Here is a 20,391-nt window from a genome sequence, read left to right as displayed (position 1 = left end):
GGGCGTCGTCCGGGGGGCGTATCGCCCGTACTACGCGGCCTCCTCGGCCGCCTTGATCGCGATGCCGTCCAGGATGTCGTGCTCGCTGACGACGACCTCCTCGGCGCCCGTGCGGTCCATGATCGCGAGGAGGACGAGGGCGCCGGCGGCGATGACGTCGACGCGGCCGGGGTGGATCACCGGGATCGCGGCGCGCTGGGAGTGGGTGGAGGCGACCAGGCGGTCGGTGATCTCGGCGACGCGGGCGCGGGAGATCCGCGCGTGGTGGACGGCGTCCGAGTCGTAACGGTCGAGGCCGAGGGCGATGGCGGCGACGGTGGTCACCGAACCGGCCAGACCGACGAGGGTGGCGGCCTCGCCGAGCGGGACGGCGGCCGCGGCCTCGTCGAGGGCGGCGGCCACATCGGCCTTGATCGCGGCGATCCGGTCGGGGGCCGGCGGGTCGCTGATCTCGCCGTCGCGCACCAGGTGCCGCTCGGTCATCCGCACGCACCCCATGTCGACGGAGCGGGCGGCGCGGACCGTGCCGTCGCCGAGGACGAACTCGGTGGAGCCGCCGCCGATGTCCACGACGAGGAAGGGGCGGGGCAGGTCGGTGGCGAGCAGTTCGCGGGTGGCGCCGGTGAAGGAGAACTTCGCCTCCTGGTCGCCGGTGATGACCTCGGGCTCGACGCCGAGGATGTCCCGCACACCGCGGACGAAGTCGTCGCGGTTGGCCACGTCGCGGGAGGCGGACGTGGCGACGAACAGGGTGCGCCCGGCGCCCAGCTCCTCGATGACCGCGGCGTACTCGCGGCAGGCGGCGAAGGTCCGCTCCAGCGCCTCGGGGGCGAACCGCCCGGTGCGGTCCACGCCCTGGCCCAGGCGGACGATCCGCATCCGGCGGTCCAGCTCGGTCAGCTCACCGGTGGCCGGATCGACGTCGGCGACGAGCAGCCGGATGGAGTTGGTACCGCAGTCGACGGCGGCGACCCGGGTCATTCGGCGTCTCCTTCGGGGGCCGTCTCCTGGCAGGGGCTCACGCACGGGCCCTTGCGCCACCACTCGGGCAGCATCGCGATCGCCTCGTCGCCCAGCGGGTTGACGCCGGGGCCGGCCGCGAGGGAGTGGCCGACGAGGACGTGCAGGCACTTGACCCGGTCCGGCATGCCGCCGGCGCTGGGGAAGCCCTGCAGCACCTCGATGGCGTCCCGGCGGCGGATGTAGTCCTCGTGGGCGGCGCGGTAGGCGGCGGCCAGCTCGGGGTCGGTCGCCAGCCGCTCCGTCATCTCCTTCATCACGCCGTTGGCCTCCAGCGTGCCGATGGCGGAGGCCGCGCGCGGGCACGTCAGGTAGTACAGCGTCGGGAACGGTGTGCCGTCCTCCAGGCGCGGGGCCGTCTCGACGACGTCCGGCTGACCGCAGGGGCAGCGGTGGGCGATGGCCCGCAGGCCGCGCGGCGGGCGGCCGAGCTGCTCCTTGAAGGCGGCGATGTCCGCGGCGGTGGGCTCGGTGGGCTCGGTCTGGGGCGGAGGCGTGTCCATGTGCGCTTTCGGTGGGATCTTCGATGGGGTCTTCGGTGGGCTCACGGCCGCGGACGGGCGGACGCGGCGGGTGCGGCGCGCCGGCGGACGCGGGCCGGGGCGGGCGGTTCCGGGGCGCGGGGCGTCACCGGTCGGCCGTGTCGACGTCGGTCCAGAGGTTCTCGTACCAGGGGGTGGAGGCCGCCGCCGCGCCCTCGCGCGGAGCGCCGTCACCGGCGCGTGAGCCGTCCTGGACGATATATCCCGTCTCGCCGGGGCGGACGAAGTGCAGGTGCAGGCGGGCCTGCTGCTCGACGTAGGCGGGGTCGCGCCAGCGGGACTTCTCGTCGCGCAGCCGGTCCAGCGTCCGGGCCGCCTCCTGGGCCTTGCGGCGCTGGTCGGCGATGTCGGAGCGCTGCGAGACGTACTGCCGTATCGGGTAGGCCAGGGCCACGACGAGGGAGCACATGACGAGGGCCAGCAGGGCCGCCCGGCCGGTGAGGCGGTTGCGGCGGGGGCGCCGGACGCGCTGCACGCGGGCCGCCGCCTGTTCGCCGAGCGCCTTGAGCCGGGTCGCGGTCGAGAACCGGTCCGCGGACACGTCGCCTCCCCTTGGGCCGACCGTCATGGAGTTCCTGCGCTCCCGCCGGGCGGGGCCGGTCGGAAGCGCAGCCGTCCCCGGCAACGGTACGGGACCGTCGCCGGGGACGAACGCAGGCCGTGGCGGCGGGTGGCCCGCCCTCGGTCGGGTGGGGCGGGGCGCACCTGTGCCGGGGTATCAGCCCTGGAGAGGGTCAGCCCTTGAACCGCGGGAAGGCCGAACGGCCGGCGTAGACCGCCGCGTCGTCCAGGATCTCCTCGATGCGCAGGAGCTGGTTGTACTTGGCGACGCGCTCGGAGCGGGCCGGGGCGCCGGTCTTGATCTGGCCGCAGTTGGTGGCGACGGCCAGGTCGGCGATGGTGACGTCCTCGGTCTCGCCGGAGCGGTGCGACATCATGCACTTGAAGCCGTTGCGCTGGGCCAGCTCGACGGCGTCCAGGGTCTCGGTGAGCGAACCGATCTGGTTCACCTTGACCAGGAGGGCGTTGGCGGAGCCCTCCTCGATGCCGCGGGCCAGCCGCTCGGGGTTGGTGACGAAGAGGTCGTCGCCGACGAGCTGGACCTTGGCGCCGAGCTTGTCGGTGATGACCTTCCAGCCGGCCCAGTCGTCCTCGAACAGCGGGTCCTCGATGGAGACCAGCGGGTACGCGTCCACCAGCTCCTCGTAGTACTCCGTCATCTCGGCGGCGGAGCGCTCCTTGCCCTCGAACTGGTACTTGCCGTCCTTGTAGAACTCGGAGGCGGCGACGTCCAGGGCGAGCGCGATGTCCTGGCCGGGGGCGTAACCGGCCTCCTTGATGGCTTCCAGGATGAGGTCGAGGGCCTCGCGGTTGGAGCCGAGGTTCGGGGCGAAGCCGCCCTCGTCGCCGAGACCGGTGGCCAGGCCCTTGCTCTTCAGGACCTTCTTGAGGGTGTGGTAGACCTCGGCGCCCCAGCGCAGCGCCTCGGAGAAGGACTCCGCGCCGATCGGGGCGATCATGAACTCCTGGATGTCGACGTTGGAGTCGGCGTGCGACCCACCGTTGAGGATGTTCATCATCGGGACGGGCAGCAGGTGCGCGTTCGGGCCGCCGAGGTAGCGGAAGAGCGGCAGGTCGCTGGCCTCGGAGGCGGCGTGCGCGACGGCGAGGGAGACGCCGAGGATGGCGTTGGCGCCCAGCGAGCCCTTGTTGTCGGTGGCGTCCAGGTCGAACATGGCCTGGTCGATGAGGCGCTGCTCGGTGGCGTCGTAGCCGACCAGCTCCGGGCCGATCTGCTCGATGACGGCGAGGACGGCCTTCTCGACGCCCTTGCCCTGGTAGCGGTTGGGGTCCCCGTCGCGCAGCTCGATGGCCTCGAAGGCGCCGGTGGAGGCGCCGGACGGAACGGCGGCCCGGCCGGTGGAGCCGTCGTCGAGGCCGACCTCGACCTCGACCGTGGGGTTACCTCGCGAGTCGAGAATTTCCCGGGCTACGACGACGTCGATGGACGGCACGTTGTCTCCTTCATGGGTGTCTGGAGTTCTGCGGCACGAGCCTAACGGCCCCCGGGTCCTCGACTGCCTCGCGGCCCGCACTACGGGACGAAAGTGCCTCGGACGCCGGGTTCCGGCCTTTCGGCAACGAAGGCCACGGAACGGAAAAGCAGGCGGATAAGGGGCAGGCCACGACGGTGTGTCCGGCACCAGAGTACGGAACGGCGAAACCCCGCCTCGGCGCACGGCGGGTGGCACCGGCTCGGGAGCCGGTGCCACCCCGGGGACGTGCGCGCCGGACGGGGCGTCGCGTGGGGAGGGTGATGCGGCGGGCGCGGGGCCCGGACGGTGCCGGGGCCGCGGCCCGCGAGGCCCGGGCGCCGGTGCCGTCCCCCGGTCCGGTGTGCCGTACGTACCGCCGTACGTACGGGAGCGGTGGACCGGGAGGGGCGGCCGTCATGTCCCGGCGCGCCTCGTGGCGGTGGGGACGGGGACGGCGGGGCCGGGGAGCCCGGGGTGCGGGGCGGTGAGCGGTGCCCCGCGGGGGGGGATCGGGCCGCGGGGATCAGATGTGGAGCTTCTGGCCCGGGAAGATGAGGTTCGGGTTGGAGCCGATGGTGGACTTGTTGTCCGCGTAGACCGACTTCCAGTTCTTGCCGTGCGCCTTGGCGATCTTGGCCAGGGTGTCGCCGGACTTCACGGTGTAGTTGCCGTGGCCCATGACGTGGTGCTGCGGGGCGCGCTTCGGGGCGGCCTCGGTCCGCGGGGCCTGCTGCTTCGGCGCCGCCTTGGGCTGGGCCTGCTGCTTCGGCGCCTGCTGCTTGGGGGCGGCCTTGGTGGTGGCGCCGGTGTTCAGGTCGGGGGACGGGCCACCGGCGGTGAGGTTGCCGGCGCCGGCGCAGGACCAGGCGCCCGGGCCCTGGATGGCGAGGAGCTTCTCGGCGGCCTGGATCTGCTGGGCCTTGGTGGCCAGGTCGGCGCGGGGCGCGAACTGCGTGCCGCCGGCGGCCGCCCAGCTGGAGGCGGAGAACTGCAGGCCGCCGTAGTAGCCGTTACCGGTGTTGATCGACCAGTTGCCGCCGGACTCGCACTGGGCGACGGCGTCCCAGGTGGCGACGGAGGCGGCGGAGGCGTTGGTGGCGCCCATCAGCGGGACGGCCACGGCGGCGCCGGCGACACCGGCGAGGGTCGCGACGCGGACGGCCTTGGAGGGGCGGCGGTGCTTGGCCTTGTTGCTCAGCATGGTTCGTTTTCCTCACCGACGCCTGCGAGGTGAGCTGTCGGGTTCGGGCGGCGTGGATTGCCCGGCCGTGCTTTCGCACGGCTTCACCCCAAGCCGGTTGACCCGCTTTCACGGGTGGGGCCGGCGCTTACCTTGGGTCCCCCGCTCCTGCCTTCGGCGCTTGCGCGTCGACCACCTTCGCCCACCGGCAGGATTCGGCGTGTGAACGAAGGGCCCGCTTTGGCGAGCGGTGCTGACCGTAAGCAGAACCCTCTGTTTCGTTCAAACCCCGCTTTCTGCGCCCAGTTGACCGTCAATGATCACAGAGGGGTCACATTTCCGCAGGTGGGGCGTGGTGCGGATTTGCCGGGACGGGTCGGACACCACGGAGCGCGACGAGAGCCATGTCTCACTTTCGCCAAAACGGGCAAAAGGCGCCTATCGCCCCGATCAGTGGCCCAGATCGAGGAGTTGACCGGGGTGGATGAGGTCCGGGTCGTCACCGATGACGTCCTCGTTCCGCTCGTACAGCGCGGGCCAGCCGCCCGGCAGCTCCCGCGCCTCGGCGATGGCTGACAGGTTGTCACCGGGGCGCACGGTGTACGAGCCGTCGCCCGGCTCCGCCCGCTCGCCGCCCCGCGAGGCGTGCCGCCCCGGGGTGCGGTCGCCGTCCCCCTCGTCGTCACCGCCGCCGCGGTGGCGCCCGGAGCCGTCGCCGCGGGAGCCGTCGCGGTCCGCCGGGGGCGTCGTACGGGACGGGTGCGACGGCCCGGCGGGGTCGGTGGCGTGGCCGGACGGATCGGTGGACGGATCGCCGGAGGGGGCGGTGCCGTCGGGCCGCCGCGGCTCACCCGGCGTCTTCGGGGAGCCGGTGGGGTCAGGCGTGCCGGGGGTGGTGGACGGGTCCGGGGTGCCGTCCGGGGTGGACGGGTCGGTGGTGTCCGGGTCCGGGGTGCCGGGGGCGTGGGTCCCGTCCTGGCCGGTGTCCGTGCCCGGGTCGGCGCCGGGGTCGGTGCCGGGGTCGGTGTCGGTACCGGTGTCGGGGAGCCTGCCGTCCGTGTCGGCGGGGGGTGTGCCGCCGGGGTCGACGTCGGGGGTGCCGCCGTCCTCGGTGAGCCCGGCGTCGACGGCGCAGCGCGGCCAGGCGTCCGGGCCGCGTTCGGCGAGGATCGCCTGGGCCACGGCTATCTGCTGGGAGCGGCTGGCCAGGTCGGGCCGGGCGGCGTACTCCAGACCGCCGTGGTCGCGCCACATGTCGAGGGTGAGCTGGAGTCCGCCGTAGAAGCCGTTGCCGGGGGCGCTGGACCAGATGCCGCCCGACTCGCACTGGGCGACGCGGTCCCAGGTGGTGGCGTCGGCGGCGTGGGCGGCGCCCGTGCCGAGGAGGGGCAGGGCGAGGCCCGCGCCGGTCACTCCCGCCGTGACAAAGAGGGCCGGTGCCTGGCGGGGGCGACGGTGTCTGCCGTTGCCGGTGCGCATGCGATTGCCTTTCGAGCGGCGGTTGAGTTGTCCGCCCCGGCGCCCCGGCGCGGCCGCCCGGGGTCCGGTACGGCCACCACCGAGCGGTGGAGCGTTTGTTCGGTGGCAAGGTAGCCGGGCCCACGGGGCGTCACAAGCTGGTGTAGCGGAGATCACGTGTAGGTCACGTGCCTGATGGAGCGTCAATTACTGGGCCCCGGACGGCCGTCCGCGCGGGTGGGCGGCGTGTCGTCAGGGGGCCGGGGTGAACGTCACGGGGAGGGTGCGCAGACCGCGCATGATGAGCCCGCCGCGCCACCGCAAATCGTCCGGTTCCGCCGCAAGCCGGATGTCGGGCAGGCGGGTCAGGAGGGTGGCGAGGGCGGTCTGTCCTTCGAGGCGGGCCAGTGGCGCGCCGAGGCAGTAGTGGATGCCGTGGCCGTAGCCGAGGTGCGGGTTGTCGCCGCGGCGCAGATCGAGGGTGTCCGGGGCGTCGAAACGTGCGGGGTCGCGGTCGGCGGCGGCCAGCACCACCAGCACCGGATCGCCCTCGGCTATCCGCTCGCCGCCGATCGTCAGCTCCTCGGTCGCGAACCGCCAGGTGGCCAGCTCGACCGGCCCGTCGTAGCGCAGCAGCTCCTCGATGCCGGTGGCGAGGACGTCCGCGTCGCCGCAGGCCAGCGACTTCTGGAGGAGTTCGCGCTGGTCCGGGGCGCGCAGCAGGGCGTAGGTGCCGTTGCCGATGAGGTTGACGGTGGTCTCGAAGCCGGCGAAGAGCAGGATGAACGCCATCGCGGCGACCTCGTTCTCGGTGAGGTGTTCGCCGTGGTCCCAGGCGCGGATCAGGCCGGAGATCAGGTCCTCGCCGGGCGCGGGCTCGGGCGGCAGGACGGCGCGTTTGCGGTGGATCAGCTCGGCGAGGTAGCCGCGGATCTTCTTGACCGCCTTGGCGACGCCGCCGCGCGGACCGCCGCCGGTGCCGCCCGGCTTGGTGTGGCGGAGCATCATCGCGGCCCAGTCCCGGAAGTCGTCCTGGTCCTCGCGCGGGACGCCGAGCAGATCGCAGATGGCGTAGATCGGCAGCGGGAAGGCGAACTCGTGGATGAGGTCGGCCTCGCCGCGGGCGGCGAAGGAGTCGATGAGCCTGTCGGTCAGCTCCTGGACGCGCGGTGCGAAGGCGGCGACGCGGCGCGGGGTGAACGCCTTGGAGACCAGCCGGCGCAGCCGGGTGTGGTCCGGCGGGTCGATGTTGAGCAGATGCGTCATGAGGTTGGCGCTGCGCTCGCCGGGGATGCCGACCTTGCCCTTGCCGTGGGCGCTCTCGCTGTGGTGCACCGGATTCTTCGACAGCCGGGAGTCCGCGAGCGCCTGCCGCGCGTCCGCGTACCGCGTCACCAGCCACGCCTCGACCCCACTGGGCAACGCGGTCCGGTGCACCGGCGCGTGCTCCCGCAGCCAGGCGTACGCCGGATACGGGTCGGCACCGAACTCCCAGGTGAAGAGGGCGGGGGCGGCGGGGACGCGCTCGGCTGCGGCTTCCGGGAACGGGGGCGTCGCGTCGGCCCCGGTCGCTTCGGGGTACGCGGACGCAGCGGCGAACGCGCCTGTGCCGGTGGAAGTGGGGTGCACGGGGCAGCCCGGGGCCGAAGAGGTCAGGCCCGTGGCGGCTTCCGGGAACGGGGAAGTCACGTCGGACCCGGTCGCTTCGGGGTACGCGGACGCAGCGGCGAACGCGCCTGTGCCGGTGGAAGTGGGGTGCACGGGGCAGCCCGGGGCCGAAGAGGTCAGGCCCGTGGCGGCTTCCGGGGACGGGGAAGTCACGTCGGGTCCGGTGCGTCCGGAGCGCTCGGACGTAGCGGCGAACGCGCCTGTGCCGGTGGAGGTGGGGTGCACGGGGCAGCCCGGGGCCGAAGAGGTCAGGCCCGTGGCGGCTTCCGGGGACGGGGAAGTCACGTCGGGTCCGGTGCGTCCGGAGCGCTCGGACGTCGCAGGGGACACTCCGGTACCGGTGGAGGTGGGGTGCACGGGGCGGCCCGAAGCCGAAGGAGCCCGGTCCGTGGCGGCTTCCGGGAACGGGGGCGTCGCGTCGGACCTGGTGGCTTCGGGGTGCGCGGGGCAGCCGGGAGCGCCGGGCCCGGTGGAGGGCGCGGCGGCGGACGGGCGGTCCGGGGCGGGTGCTCCGGCGGGGCGGGCGGCGGGGCCCGGGGCGGTGCGGGGCGCGTCAGGGGTGGCGTCGGGCGTGAGGTGCACCTTTCGACGGTAACCGCTGCCCGGGGCGGCACGGACTGCACGGCCCTGCGCCCGCCTCGTACGGGCGGGCCTCCCCCACCGCCACCGCCGTGAGGGCGGGCCTCCCCTCGTAGACGCCTCCCTTCGCAAGGGCGGCACCTCGTAAGGGCGGGCCTCTCTCGCCGAAGGAAGGGCCTCCCGTAAGCGGGCCCTCGTAGGGGCGGGCCTCCGTGAGGGCGAGCCCCCTCGCCAAGGGAAGGGCCGTCCGGCTCCCCCGCCGAAGGGGGAAGGGCCCTCTACTCCGGTATCTCCCCCGGGGCGGGCTCCTCCGACGGCGGCAGGCCCTCCGCCGCGCGGATCGCGGTGCGGTAGGTGCGGGCGGCGGCGCGGAGGGCGGTTTCGGGGTCGGTGCCCTCGGCTTCGGCGCGGGCGGCCAGGGCCAGGAGTTCGTAGCCGATGCCGGGGGGCGACGGGCGGACGTCGAGACCGGCGGTGCGGGCGCGGGAGGCGAGCTTCGCGGCGAGGGCCAGCGCGGGCTGGGTGAGCGGGACGCCGTCGGTGACCGAGGCGCGCCGCTTCTCGGTCGCCTTGGTGCGCAGCCAGTGCGCCCGGACCTCCTCGGGCGTCTCGGCGGACTCGTCCCCGAAGACGTGCGGATGGCGGTGGATCAGCTTCTCCACCAGCGCCCCGGCGACATCGTCGACCGAGAACGGCGCGTCCGGGTCGTCCTGGGCGATGCGGGCGTGCAGGACGACCTGGAGCAGGACATCGCCCAGCTCCTCCCGCAGCTCCTCGCGGTCACCGCTCTCGATGGCCTCGACCAGCTCGTACGCCTCCTCCAGGGCGTACTTGGCGAGGTCTTCGTGGGTGCGCACGCCCGTCCACGGGCAGGCGGCGCGGATGCGGTCCATGACCTGGACGAGGTCGAGCAGCCGGGCGCCCGGCAGGTCGTACGCGCCGGGCAGCAGCTCCAGGTCGGGCATGGCCTCGCGGCCGGATCCGGCGAGGCGGGCCAGACCGTCGGTGAGCGCGCTCTCGCCGTCGGCGGAGGTGAGGACGACGGCCGTGCGGTCCCCGGCGACGCAGTCGTCGACCAGCTCGCGGGCGGTGGGGACGGCGGGCTCCACCGTGATCCCGGCCTCGCGCAGATAGGGCAACTGCGGGTGGGCGGGGTCGGCGCAGAGCACGCGGTCGGCGGTGCGCAGCGCCTGCCAGGCGGGCCAGGACAGCAGTCCCGGGGCGACGCGGTGGCTGGTGGTGAGCAGGACCAGGCGTCCGGTGCCGCCCTCGGGGCGGTCGGCGGCTCCGGCGTCGGCGAAGGGCACGTCAGCGTTCACCCCTCGAACGTAACGCACCCCACTGACAGCGCCCCGCGGCCGCGGGGCGGGGCCGCACCGGCGCGAGCCGCCGGCAGCCCCCGCCCGTACCGGCCCGTACCGGCGGGCTCCCGGACCGGCCCCGCCCCGCGCCGCACACGAGCAGCGGCCCCGGCGCCCGGCCGCCGTATCGGTCGGCCGGGCGCCGGGGCCGCGCCCCGTACGCGTACGTACCCGGTTACGCCTCCTGCCGGGCGGTCGTCGCGGGGGTGAGCCACGGGTCCTTGGTCGCGCCGAGGATGACGCGGCGGTCGTTCCAGGAGCCGAAGCGCGGGTTGACGTCGACGCCCATGGCGCGGGAGGTGCGGGCGAGGTTGTCGACGAGGCGGCGCTGGCCCTCGGGGCTGGTGCGGTCGGCGCCGATCTTCTTGGCCAGGCCGTCCAGGAGGAGTTGGTTGCGGACGGTCGCGTCGACCTCGTCGGGGGCGACGGACTGCTGCTGGAGCCAGACGGCCTTCAGCCGCTCCGGGCCGCCCAGTTCCTTCTCGGCGGTGGTGCGCCACCGCTGCACATCGGCGCGGGTGACGGTGACCCCGGCGCGGTCGGCGCTGCGCTCCAGGACCCGCTGGAAGATCATGCCGTTGAGGGTGGCCAGGCTCAACTGGCCGGTGTTGGAGATGAGTTGGCCGCCCTGCGGGGACCTGCTCTGCGCCTGGCGTACGTCCTTCACCTTCGCCTGGAGCTGGGCGACGGTGATCCGCTTGCCGTCGACGATCGCGGCGGCACCGGGGTGCGCGTCGCTGCCGCAGGCGGTGAGCAGCGGGGTCGCGGCCAGCAGGGCGGCGGAGAGGGATACGGAGAGCACTGTCCTACGGCGGAGCACGGGGCCTCCCGGCAGAGATCGTGAACGAGACGGCGCGGCGCGAACGCCGTGCGGCGGCGGTGGGCGGGGCGCTCCCGGCGGGTGCCGGGAGCGGGCATCTCATCGATCTGGCGTTGATCGATAGTAGGGAGTCCGGATGCCCCGGGCCACCGGTTGGCCAACGATTCCCCAGGTTTTTGGGTACGCGGGACGGGGTCGCCGGACGCCCCGCGTCCCCGCGGCGCACGGGGTGCCCGCGCCCGGCCCGTCGTCACCGGACGGAAGCCCGGCCGGTGCGCGCCTCCGGGCCCCATCACGCCCCGGCCACCGCCCCCGCTCCCCCTACTCCTTACTCCCTACTTCGCCGTGAACCGCTGCGGCGCCTCGGTCGGGTTGCCGCCGGAGGGGAGCTTCTCGCTCGGGCAGCCGTTGAGGACCTTCGTCATCGCGGTCTTCTCGTCGCGGGTGACCCACAGGCCGTACTTCTTCTTCACCGCCACCTGCCGGGCGACGTAGGTGCAGCGGTACCCCTGGTTCTCGGGGAGCCAGGCGGCCGCGTCGCCGTCGCTCTTGCCGCGGTTGGCGGACGCCTCCACGGCGATGAGGTTCAGCGGGTCGTTGGCGAGCGCGATCCGCTTGCGGGGCGCCCAGCGGGCGGCGCCCTTCTGCCAGGCGTCGGAGAGGGCCACGACATGGTCGATGTCGACCTTGCTGCTGCCGCGCCGGTAGCGGATGGTGCCGCCGGTGTACGGGTCGTGGGTGAGCGTCCCGGAGACGACCACGCAGGTCTTCCCGCGGTGCTTGGTGTTCTCCAGGTCGCGTTCGAGGATGTCGTCGCGGGTGCCGCAGCCGTTGCCGTCGGTGTCGGCCCAGGCACTGCCGAAGCGGGCGCGGGCGTAACCGTCCTGCGAGCCGCGCTTCTTGACGGGCAGCTCGGCCAGCGCCGACAGGGCCGCGCCGGGTGCGCCGGACGCCGACGCGCCGTCCTTGGCGTCCTCGGCGTCCGTCCCGTCGGCGGGCGAACAGCCGGTCAGGGCGAGCAGTGCGGCGACGGCTGCGGCGGGCAGTACGGTCCGTATGCGGTTCACGTCGGGGTCCCCTCCTCAAGAGCTGGGCCGCCGGGGCGCCGGTGGCCGGTCCGGCGAAGGAGCGTACGCGGCACGGGGCGGGCATGTCTGACGGCCCGGCGGGAAAACGCCCCGGCACACCCGGCGCCCGTCAGGTCGTCACCGTCCGGTTCGACGGTTTCGAGTATCTTTTCGGGAGCCGAGACGGAGGACGCGCATGGATACGGCCGCAGCGACGGCGGCGGGCGCCGGTCCGGGCACGACCGGCCGGACGGCCGGCGCGCCGCCCGGACAGCGGACCGCCCCGCCCGGCACGCCGCGGGCCGACCGCCCCGGCGGTACGCGCCGGCCCCGCCGCCTCGCGGCGCTGGGCGCCCCGCGTCTCGATCCGTACTGGACGGCGCTGCTGCTCTTCGCCGCGTACGCCACGCTGTCGCTGCTGCGGAACCTCACGGCGGGCAGCGCCTCGTGGGACCTGGGCATCTTCGAGCAGGCGGTGCGCGGTTACGCCCACCTCGGGGCGCCGATCGTGGACCTCAAGGGGCCGGGCACCAACATCCTCGGCGACCACTTCAGCCCGGTGCTGATCCTGCTCGCGCCCCTCTACCGGCTGCTGCCGTCGCCGATGACGCTGCTGACGGCGCAGGCGGCGCTGTTCGCGCTGTCGTCGGTACCGGTCACCCGCACCGCCGCGCGCTTCCTGGGGCGCGCCCGGGGGCTGGCGGTCGGTGTCGCCTACGGGTTGTCGTGGGGGCTGCAGAAGGCCGTCGACTTCGACTTCCACGAGATCGCGTTCGCGCTGCCGCTGCTGGCGTTCGCGCTGGAGGCGGTGGTGCGCGGGCGGTGGACGGCGGCGGTGTGCTGGGCCGCACCGCTGGTGCTGGTCAAGGAGGATCTGGGCGTCACCGCCGCGGCCATCGGCGTGGTGGTGCTGGTGCGGGCGCGGCGGGCGGTGCCGCTCGCCGTGGCGCTGATCGGCTTCGGTCTCGCCGCCACCGCCGTCGCCCTCGGCGTGATCATCCCGGGGTTCAACGGCACCGGCTCGTACGACTACTGGACGAAGCTGGGCGGCGAGGGCGCGGCGGGGCCGGGGATCGGGGCGGGTGAGGCGCTGCACACCCTGCTGTGGGTGCTGCTGCCGGCCGGTGCGCCGCTGGCGCTGCGCTCCCCGCTGCTGCTGGCCGCGGTCCCGACGCTCGGCTGGCGGTTCGTCTCCCACGAGCCGCACTACTGGGGCATCGACTGGCACTACAACGCGGTGCTGATGCCGGTGGTCTTCCTCGCCCTCGTCGACGCGCTGGAGCGGTCGGGGCGCTCGCCGCGGCCGTGGCTGCGGTCGCTGGCGGGCCAGTTGCCGGCCGCGTGCCTGGCCGCGGCGCTCGCGCTGACCTGCACGTTGCCGCTGTCCCGGCTCACCGAGGCGGCCACCTACCGCGTCCCGCCGCAGACCGTCGCCGCGAACCGGCTGCTGGCGACCGTCCCGGACGGCGCGAGCGTCGAGGCGGACATCCGGCCGCTGTCCCGGCTGGTCTCCCGTACCCGGGTGTTCTGGATCGGCGACACCCGCGGGATCGCCCCCGACTACGTCGCCGTGCAACTGGCCGACGGCCGCACCCCGCAGCAGGCCGCGGCCGAGGCGGAGCAGCGCCATCCGCGCACCCGCTACGCGGTCTCCGGTACGACGACGGACCTCGTGGTGCTGCGGCGGACATCCGGCCCCTGACGCCGGGCGGGCCCCGGCACCGGACGGAAAACCGGGGGCGGTGGCGGCCACCGGTGGTTACGGTGGCGCGATGCCCATCCAGGTGATCGTTCTCAACGGTGGTTCAAGCTCCGGTACGTCGTCGCTGGCCCGCGCCCTCCAGGAGGTCCTGCCGCGCCCGTGGCTGACGTTCGGCGTGGACAGTCTGATCGAGGCGCTGCCGCCCGGGCTGATGGACGACCCGGACGGCCTGGTCCTCGGCGCGGACGGCTCGGTCACGCCCGGCGCCGCCTTCCAGGCGCTCCAGGAGAGCTGGCGGCACGGCGTCGCGGCGGTCGCCCGCGCCGGGGCGCCGGTCATCCTCGACGAGGTGTTCCTCGGCGGCGTCGAGGGGCGCCGCGCCTGGGAGCCCGTCCTGGACGGCCTGCCCGTCTTGTGGGTCGGCGTCCGCTGCGACGCGGCCACCGCCACCGCCCGCGAACGCACCCGCCCCGACCGCGTCCCCGGTATGGCCGCCGCCCAGGCGTCCCTCGTCCACCGCGGGATGACGTACGACATCGAGGTCGACACCGGCCGCCGCACGGCGCGGGAGTGCGCGCGGGAGGTGGCGCGGCGGGTGGGGTGAGCCGGGCCGCCGACCGCCGTACGGGCCGAAGGCCATCCGCCGCCTCCGGCCCGTATGCGCGGGTCCGACCGCCTCACGCCCCCAGGATCGTCGTCAGGAACTCGCCCACCCAGGCCAGGAGTTCCCGGCCGACCAGCGGCTTGCCGCCGATCTTGCCGGTGGTGGGGCGGGGCACCAGGACCTGGTGGGTGGCCGGTTTGAGGACGGCGCGCGGGTGGAGGCGCTTGAGGCGCAGCTCCTGGGACTCGCGCAGTTCCACCGGGCCGAAGCGGACATTGGAGCCCTGGAGGGTGATGTCGCTGACGCCGCAGGCGCGCGCCAGCATCCGCAGCCCGGCGACCAGCAGCAGGTTCTCCACCGGCTCGGGCAGCTTGCCGTAGCGGTCGGTCAGCTCCTCGCGGACCGCCTTGATGTCCTCCTCGCTGGATGCCGCCGCGATGGCGCGGTACGCCTGGAGGCGCAGCCGCTCGCCGGGCGCGTAGTCGTGCGGGACGTGCGCGTCGACCGGCAGCTCGATCTTGACCTCCAGCGGCGGCTCCTCCTCCGCCCCGCCCTCCAGGGACGCGCGGTAGTCGGCGACCGCCTCGCCGACCATCCGGACGTACAGGTCGAAGCCGACGCCCGCGATATGGCCGGACTGCTCGCCGCCGAGGAGATTGCCCGCGCCGCGGATCTCCAGGTCCTTCATGGCGACGTACATACCGGCGCCCATCTCGGTGTGCTGCGCGATCGTCGCCAGCCGCTCGTGGGCGGTCTCGGTCAGCGGCTTCTCCGGCGGGTAGAGGAAGTAGGCGTAGCCGCGGTCGCGGCCCCGGCCCACCCGGCCGCGGAGCTGGTGGAGCTGGGAGAGGCCGAAGTTGTCACCGCGCTCGACGATGAGGGTGTTGGCGTTGGAGATGTCGATACCGGACTCGACGATGGTGGTGGAGACCAGCACGTCGAACTTCTTCTCCCAGAAGTCCACGACGACCTGCTCCAGGGCCTGTTCGGACATCTGGCCGTGGGCCGTCGCGATCCGCGCCTCGGGGACGATCTCGCGCAGCCGCGCCGCCGCCCGGTCGATCGACTCGACGCGGTTGTGGATGTAGAAGACCTGGCCCTCACGGAGCAGTTCCCGGCGGATGGCCGCGCCGATCTGCTTCTCCTCGTACGGCCCGACGAAGGTGAGCACCGGGTGGCGCTCCTCGGGCGGGGTGGTGATCGTCGACATCTCGCGGATGCCGGTGACGGCCATCTCCAGGGTGCGGGGGATGGGCGTCGCGGACATCGTCAGCACGTCGACGTTGGCGCGGAGCTTCTTGAGCTGCTCCTTGTGCTCGACGCCGAACCGCTGCTCCTCGTCGACGATGACGAGGCCGAGGTCCTTGAACTTCGTCTCGGAGGAGAAGAGGCGGTGGGTGCCGATGACGATGTCGACGGAGCCGTCCTTGAGCCCTTCGAGGGTCGCCTTCGACTCGGACTCCGTCTGGAAGCGGGACAGCGCGCGGACGTTGACGGGGAACTGTCCGTACCGCTCGGTGAAGGTGCCGTAGTGCTGCTGGACGAGGAGGGTCGTCGGGACGAGGACGGCGACCTGCTTGCCGTCCTGCACCGCCTTGAAGGCCGCTCTCACAGCGATCTCGGTTTTGCCGTAGCCGACGTCGCCGCAGATCAGCCGGTCCATCGGGACGGACTTCTCCATGTCCTCCTTGACCTCGGCGATGGTGGTGAGCTGATCGGGCGTCTCCGCGTACGGGAAGGCGTCCTCCAGCTCGCGCTGCCAGGGGGTGTCCGGGCCGAAGGTGTGGCCGGGCGCCGCCATCCGCGCGGAGTACAGCTTGATGAGGTCGGCGGCGATCTCCTTGACCGCCTTCTTCGCCCGCGCCTTCGTCTTCGTCCAGTCGGCGCCGCCGAGGCGGTGCAGCGTCGGCGCCTCACCGCCGACGTACTTGGTGACCTGCTCCAGTTGATCGGTGGGGATGTACAGCCGGTCGCCGGGCTGGCCGCGCTTGGCGGGCGCGTACTCGACGAGGAGGTACTCGCGGGTGGCGCCCTGGACGGTGCGCTGCACCATCTCGATGTAGCGGCCCACGCCGTGCTGCTCGTGGACGATGAAGTCGCCCGCCTTCAGCGTCAGCGGGTCGATGGTCTTCCGGCGGCGGGCCGGCATCCGGCCCAGCTCCTTGGCGGCGGCCTTCTGCCCGGACAGGTCGGTCTCGGTGAGGACGGCGAGCCGCAGCGCCGGATCGACGAAGCCGTTGTCGAGGGAGCCGCAGGCGACATGGACGACGGACGGCGCGAGCGCGGTCAGCTCGGCGTCGAGGCGGGCGGCGATGCCCTCCCCGCCCAGCACCTCGACGGTGCGGGCGGCCGGGCCGTGGCCCTCGGTGACGTAGACGGTGCGCCAGCCGTCGGCGAGCCAGCCCTTGGTGTCGGCGAGGGCGCGGGCGGTGTCGCCGCGGTAGGTGTCGGGGGCGCGCATCCCGAGGGTGAGGGTGTCGCCGGAGTCGGGCGCGGTGTCCTCGTCGGCGGTGAACTGGCTCACCGACCACCACATCATCCCCAGCTCACGGGCGTGGGCCCGGACGTCGGCGATGCCCCACAGCGAGGCCGCGCCGACATCGATCGGCGCCTCTCCCCCACCGGCACTCGCGGCCCAGGACGCCTGGAGGAATTCCTGGCTGGTGGCGACGAGGTCGGCGGCGCGGGTGCGGACCCGCTCCGGGTCGCAGACCACGGCCATGCTCCCGGCGGGCAGCACGTCGAGCAGCAGCTCCATGTCGTCGACGAGGACCGGCGCGAGGGACTCCATGCCCTCGACGGCGATCCCCTCGGCGATCTTCCCGAGGAGTTCCCCCAGCTCGGGGTGGGCCTCGGCCAGCTCCGCGGCCCGCTCCCGGACGGCGTCGGTGAGCAGCAGCTCCCGGCACGGCGGCGCCCACAGCCCGTGCTCGGCGACCTCCAGGGACCGCTGGTCGGCGACCTTGAAGTACCGGATCTCCTCGACGTCGTCGCCCCAGAACTCGATCCGGAGCGGATGCTCCTCGGTGGGCGGGAAGACGTCCAGGATGCCGCCGCGGACGGCGAACTCACCGCGCTTCTCGACCAGTTCGACCCGGGAGTACGCGGCGGCCGCGAGCCCGTCGACGACCTCACCGAGATCGGCGCTCCGCCCCGTCCGCAGACTGACGGGCACCAGATCGCCGAGCCCCTTGACCTGCGGCTGGAGCACGGAGCGGATCGGCGCGACGACGACGGAGACGGGGCCGGTGGCCGGGTCGTCGGGGCTGGGGTGGGCGAGGCGGCGCAGCACCGCGAGGCGGCGGCCGACGGTGTCCGAGCGGGGCGAGAGCCGCTCGTGCGGCAGCGTCTCCCAGGAGGGGAACTCCACGACGGTGTTCTCCTGGCCGGCCGGGACGAGGGTGCGCAGCGCGGCGGCGAGGTCCTCGGCCTCCCGGCCGGTGGCGGTGACCGCGAGCACCGGCCGCCCGGCGTCCCGGGCGAGCGCCGCCACCGCGAAGGGGCGGGCGGCGGGCGGGCCGACGAGGTCCACATGCGGGCGGTGGCCGTCGGTGGCGGCCTGCACCGCTTCGGCGAGCGCCGGATCCTTGACGACGGCGTCGAGCAGACCAGCAAGGCTCATGAAAGGTTCCGTCCCAGCGAGGTGAACAACGCGAACAGCCCGACGCGTCGATCTGGGCCGGAGCGGTCCCCATGTCGAACGGGCCGGGGCTGCCCACCTTACGCCCGACCACCGACAACCCGCCGCGCGAACGGAAGGCCCGGACCACCGGTCGGACGGCGGCGCCGAGGGGCCCGCGCCCGGCCCGCGCCCGGGGTGCGGGCAGGCGCCGCGGGCCCGCGGCCGGGGCCTCGCGGCGGGCCCGCGGCGGCGGACGGAGCAGGCTCGCGGCGGCGGACGGAGCAGGCTCGCGGCGGGCCCGCGCGGGCGGACGGAGCGGGCTCGCCCCGCCCCCCGCCCCTCACGTCGCGCGCGGCAGCTCCGTCTCGATCGTGTCCTCGTCGTCCGGGTTGACGGGGGTGCGCGGGTCACCGCCGGCGGGGCCGGTCGCGGGCTCCGGACCGGCGTCCCCGGCGGCGGGCTCCGCACCGTCATCCCCGGCGGCGGCGCCCGGTGCGGCCGGACCCTCCCCGGGCGCACCGCCCGGCGCCTCGTCGGGCCCGTCCCCGTCCGGGCCCGGCAGGTCGCCCGGGTCCTTGCCGGTCAGGGCGGCGAGGCTGTTGCGGACATGCGTCATGTGGGAGCGCAGTTCGTCGCGCTCCTCCTGGTGTTCGCGGAGGATGCGGGCGGTGGCCCGCTCGATGCGTTCGACCTCGACACCGGCCTGGGCCAGCAGCTCGGCGGCGCGGGCCTCGGCGTCCTCCTGCCGGTGGCGGGCGGCCTCCCGCGTCTCCTTGTGCCGCCGCTCCGCCAGGGCCACGACCTCCCGGCCGCGCTCCTCCAGCTCCGCGATCCGGCGGGCCGTCTCCGCCTCCCGCGCGGCGATCTCCCGGCCGCACTCCTCCCACGCGTCGGCCTGCCGCTGCTCGGCGTCGGCCAGCATCGCCGCGGTGTCGCGCCGCATCTCCGCGAGCGCCTCGGCGGCCTCCGCGCGCCACTCGGCGGCGTCCTTCTCCGCCGCCTTCACCCGCGCCGCCGCGTCCGCCCGCGCCGCGTCGAGGGTGCGCTGCCCGCGCTCCTCGGCGTCCTTGCGGCGGGCGTGCGCGACCTCGTCGGCCGCCTCCCCGGTGTCGCGCGCGTACGCCACCGTCGCGTCCCGCAGCTCCTCGGCGGCGCGCTCCGCGTCGGCGCGCAGCCGGGCCGCCTCGGACTCGGCGGTGGTGAGGATCAGCAGCGCCTGTTCGCCCAGGGACTCGTATGTCTGCGGCGGCATCGTGGCGACGTACGCGCGCAGCTCCGAAAGCTGCGCCGCCAGCTCCTCGGCGGTCTCGGTGAGCTGCGCGGCCCGCTCCCAGCACGAGTCGCGGTCGACGGTGAGGCCCGCGACGCGGCGGTCCACGTCGTCCGGGCGGTAGCCGCGTCCGCGTACGGTCATGAAACCGTGCGGCGAAACCGACGCACTCATCCTCAAGCCCCTCTCCGGCGCGCACACGTCACGCCCTTCGCGACGGCCCGCCGCCCGGACCGCACTGTCCGGCCGGTGCGCCGTCCCGCACCCGAACTCTCCGGACCGGGCCGCCCGTCACCCGACGCACCGGCCCGCTCCACCCACCAGGATGCGTCAATTGGTGACAGAAGTCGGAATTGGATCACCCTTGCGGAGCGCCTGGAACAACTGCCGGGCCTTCGCCTCGTCCCACATCAGGACGTCGCCCGCGCCGCTGACGTTCACCCCGGGCCGCGCCACCGGCACCGTCACCGCCCGCCCGTTCTCTCCGGTGATCTTCCGCATCGACCAGCCCAGATCCCAGAGCTGCCGGATCCCGGCGCCCTCGTCCACCCGGATCGCGGCGAGCGTGGTGCGCACCACCGGGGCGGGCCGGGACGGATGCCGGAGCATGTCCGTGCTCAGCATCCGGTCCGCGACCGCCGCCATGAGCTGCCGCTGCCGCTTCACCCGTCCGAGATCCCCCTCCGGGTCGCTGTAGCGGGCCCGCGCGTACGCCAGTCCCCGCCGCCCGTCGACCTGCTGGCACCCGGCCCGGAAGTCCGCGCCCGACTTCGCGTCCTTCAACGGCTTCTCCGGGCAGATCCGTACGCCGCCGAGCGCGTCGACGACCTGCACCAGGCCGAGGAAGTTCACCTCCGCGTACCGGTCGATGCGCAGCCCCGTCGCCTGCTCCACGGTGCGGGTCAGCAGCCGCGGCCCGCCGTCCGCGTACGCCTCGTTGATCTTGCGGCGGCCGTGGCCCGGCACCGGTACGTAACTGTCACGCGGCAAGCTCACCAGGTACGGGCCGTGCCCGCCGGTGTGCAGCACCATCACGGTGTCGGTGTTCCGCCCGCCGCCGTTGCCGACGTGCAGCTCCTTGCGCTGCCGCGGGGTGAGCCCGGCGCGGCTGTCGGAGCCGACCAGCAGCCAGTTGGTGCCCGCGCCCGCCGCCGGGCGGCCCGGGTACGTACCGATCGCCGCGACGTGCCGCACCTGCCCGCCGGCCCAGACGTACGCCGTCACACCTCCGGCGACCAGCAGCACCACCACGACCAGCAGCGCCAGCAGCGTCCGGCGCAGCCAGCGGCGGCGACGGCGTCCGGTCCCGCGCCCGCCGTGCCGCCCGGCGCGGTACGTCGTCGCGGCCGGCGGTGGCGGCTCCTGCCCGAGCTGCTCCATACCGGTATGGTCCGCGCGCCGGGCCGTCCCCGCAGCCCGAGCCGGTACGACGAAGCGCCGCCGACCCGGAAAAACCCGAGGT

Annotated in this window: 15 protein-coding genes and 1 riboswitch; of the genes, 2 read left to right on the top strand and 13 right to left on the bottom strand. The window is 74.4% G+C overall.

Annotated features, from left to right (window positions below):
• Positions 1-30: 30 nt before the first annotated feature.
• From ACGH2B_RS17270 to ACGH2B_RS17225, 10 genes are all read right to left on the bottom strand, one after another.
• On the bottom strand, positions 31-981 hold the full coding sequence (locus ACGH2B_RS17270) for an exopolyphosphatase (RefSeq protein ID WP_399089958.1): 951 nt from the start codon (positions 979-981) through the stop codon (positions 31-33).
• Positions 978-1,523: a DUF501 domain-containing protein gene (locus ACGH2B_RS17265; protein WP_399089955.1), complete on the bottom strand. Its 546-nt coding sequence runs from the start codon at positions 1,521-1,523 to the stop codon at positions 978-980. Before ACGH2B_RS17265 ends, ACGH2B_RS17270 begins: the two co-directional genes overlap by 4 nt.
• Positions 1,524-1,647: 124 nt before the next feature.
• Positions 1,648-2,103, bottom strand: coding sequence for a septum formation initiator family protein (locus ACGH2B_RS17260; protein WP_399089952.1), 456 nt, complete (start codon positions 2,101-2,103; stop codon positions 1,648-1,650).
• Between the two features lie 193 nt (positions 2,104-2,296).
• Positions 2,297-3,577, bottom strand: a complete 1,281-nt coding sequence (gene eno / locus ACGH2B_RS17255; protein WP_399089949.1) for a phosphopyruvate hydratase — start codon at positions 3,575-3,577, stop codon at positions 2,297-2,299.
• A gap of 544 nt (positions 3,578-4,121) precedes the next feature.
• Positions 4,122-4,799 (bottom strand): transglycosylase family protein, encoded by a 678-nt coding sequence (locus ACGH2B_RS17250; protein ID WP_399089946.1) that lies wholly within the window; start codon positions 4,797-4,799, stop codon positions 4,122-4,124.
• Positions 4,800-4,803: 4 nt separating this feature from the next.
• Positions 4,804-5,009, bottom strand: a riboswitch (cyclic di-AMP (ydaO/yuaA leader).
• Positions 5,010-5,228: 219 nt separating this feature from the next.
• Positions 5,229-6,257 carry a transglycosylase family protein gene (locus ACGH2B_RS17245; protein ID WP_399089943.1) on the bottom strand — a complete coding sequence of 343 codons (1,029 nt, stop codon included), beginning with the start codon at positions 6,255-6,257 and terminating at the stop codon, positions 5,229-5,231.
• Positions 6,258-6,488: 231 nt separating this feature from the next.
• Complete coding sequence (locus ACGH2B_RS17240; RefSeq protein ID WP_399089940.1) at positions 6,489-7,865, bottom strand: cytochrome P450; 1,377 nt, start codon at positions 7,863-7,865, stop codon at positions 6,489-6,491.
• Positions 7,866-8,761: 896 nt separating this feature from the next.
• The gene (locus tag ACGH2B_RS17235) at positions 8,762-9,802 is read right to left on the bottom strand and encodes a nucleoside triphosphate pyrophosphohydrolase (RefSeq protein ID WP_399089937.1); all 1,041 of its coding nucleotides are present in this window, start codon (positions 9,800-9,802) and stop codon (positions 8,762-8,764) included.
• Between the two features lie 217 nt (positions 9,803-10,019).
• Complete coding sequence (locus ACGH2B_RS17230) at positions 10,020-10,664, bottom strand: SurA N-terminal domain-containing protein (RefSeq protein WP_399089934.1); 645 nt, start codon at positions 10,662-10,664, stop codon at positions 10,020-10,022.
• Positions 10,665-10,999: 335 nt separating this feature from the next.
• The gene (locus ACGH2B_RS17225; RefSeq protein WP_399089931.1) at positions 11,000-11,731 is read right to left on the bottom strand and encodes an HNH endonuclease family protein; all 732 of its coding nucleotides are present in this window, start codon (positions 11,729-11,731) and stop codon (positions 11,000-11,002) included.
• Between the two features lie 196 nt (positions 11,732-11,927).
• On the opposite strand from ACGH2B_RS17225, the gene ACGH2B_RS17220 reads away from it, so the two are divergent.
• A complete protein-coding gene (locus ACGH2B_RS17220) occupies positions 11,928-13,433 on the top strand; it encodes a DUF2079 domain-containing protein (protein WP_399089928.1) in 1,506 nt (501 codons plus the stop codon).
• A 70-nt stretch (positions 13,434-13,503) separates the two neighbouring features.
• A complete protein-coding gene (locus ACGH2B_RS17215; protein WP_399089925.1) occupies positions 13,504-14,037 on the top strand; it encodes a chloramphenicol phosphotransferase CPT family protein in 534 nt (177 codons plus the stop codon).
• Positions 14,038-14,110: 73 nt separating this feature from the next.
• Here ACGH2B_RS17215 and mfd read toward each other — a convergent pair whose 3' ends face one another.
• From mfd to ACGH2B_RS17200, 3 genes are all read right to left on the bottom strand, one after another.
• A complete protein-coding gene (mfd, locus tag ACGH2B_RS17210; RefSeq protein WP_399089922.1) occupies positions 14,111-17,659 on the bottom strand; it encodes a transcription-repair coupling factor in 3,549 nt (1,182 codons plus the stop codon).
• Positions 17,660-17,999: 340 nt separating this feature from the next.
• Positions 18,000-19,073, bottom strand: a complete 1,074-nt coding sequence (locus ACGH2B_RS17205; RefSeq protein WP_399089919.1) for a cellulose-binding protein — start codon at positions 19,071-19,073, stop codon at positions 18,000-18,002.
• Between the two features lie 186 nt (positions 19,074-19,259).
• On the bottom strand, positions 19,260-20,309 hold the full coding sequence (locus tag ACGH2B_RS17200; protein WP_399089916.1) for an LCP family protein: 1,050 nt from the start codon (positions 20,307-20,309) through the stop codon (positions 19,260-19,262).
• Positions 20,310-20,391: the final 82 nt, after the last annotated feature.

It is taken from the genome of Streptomyces sp. BBFR2, assembly GCF_044497305.1.
Lineage (GTDB): Bacteria > Actinomycetota > Actinomycetes > Streptomycetales > Streptomycetaceae > Streptomyces.
This window is presented reverse-complemented; position numbering and strand designations above follow the sequence as displayed.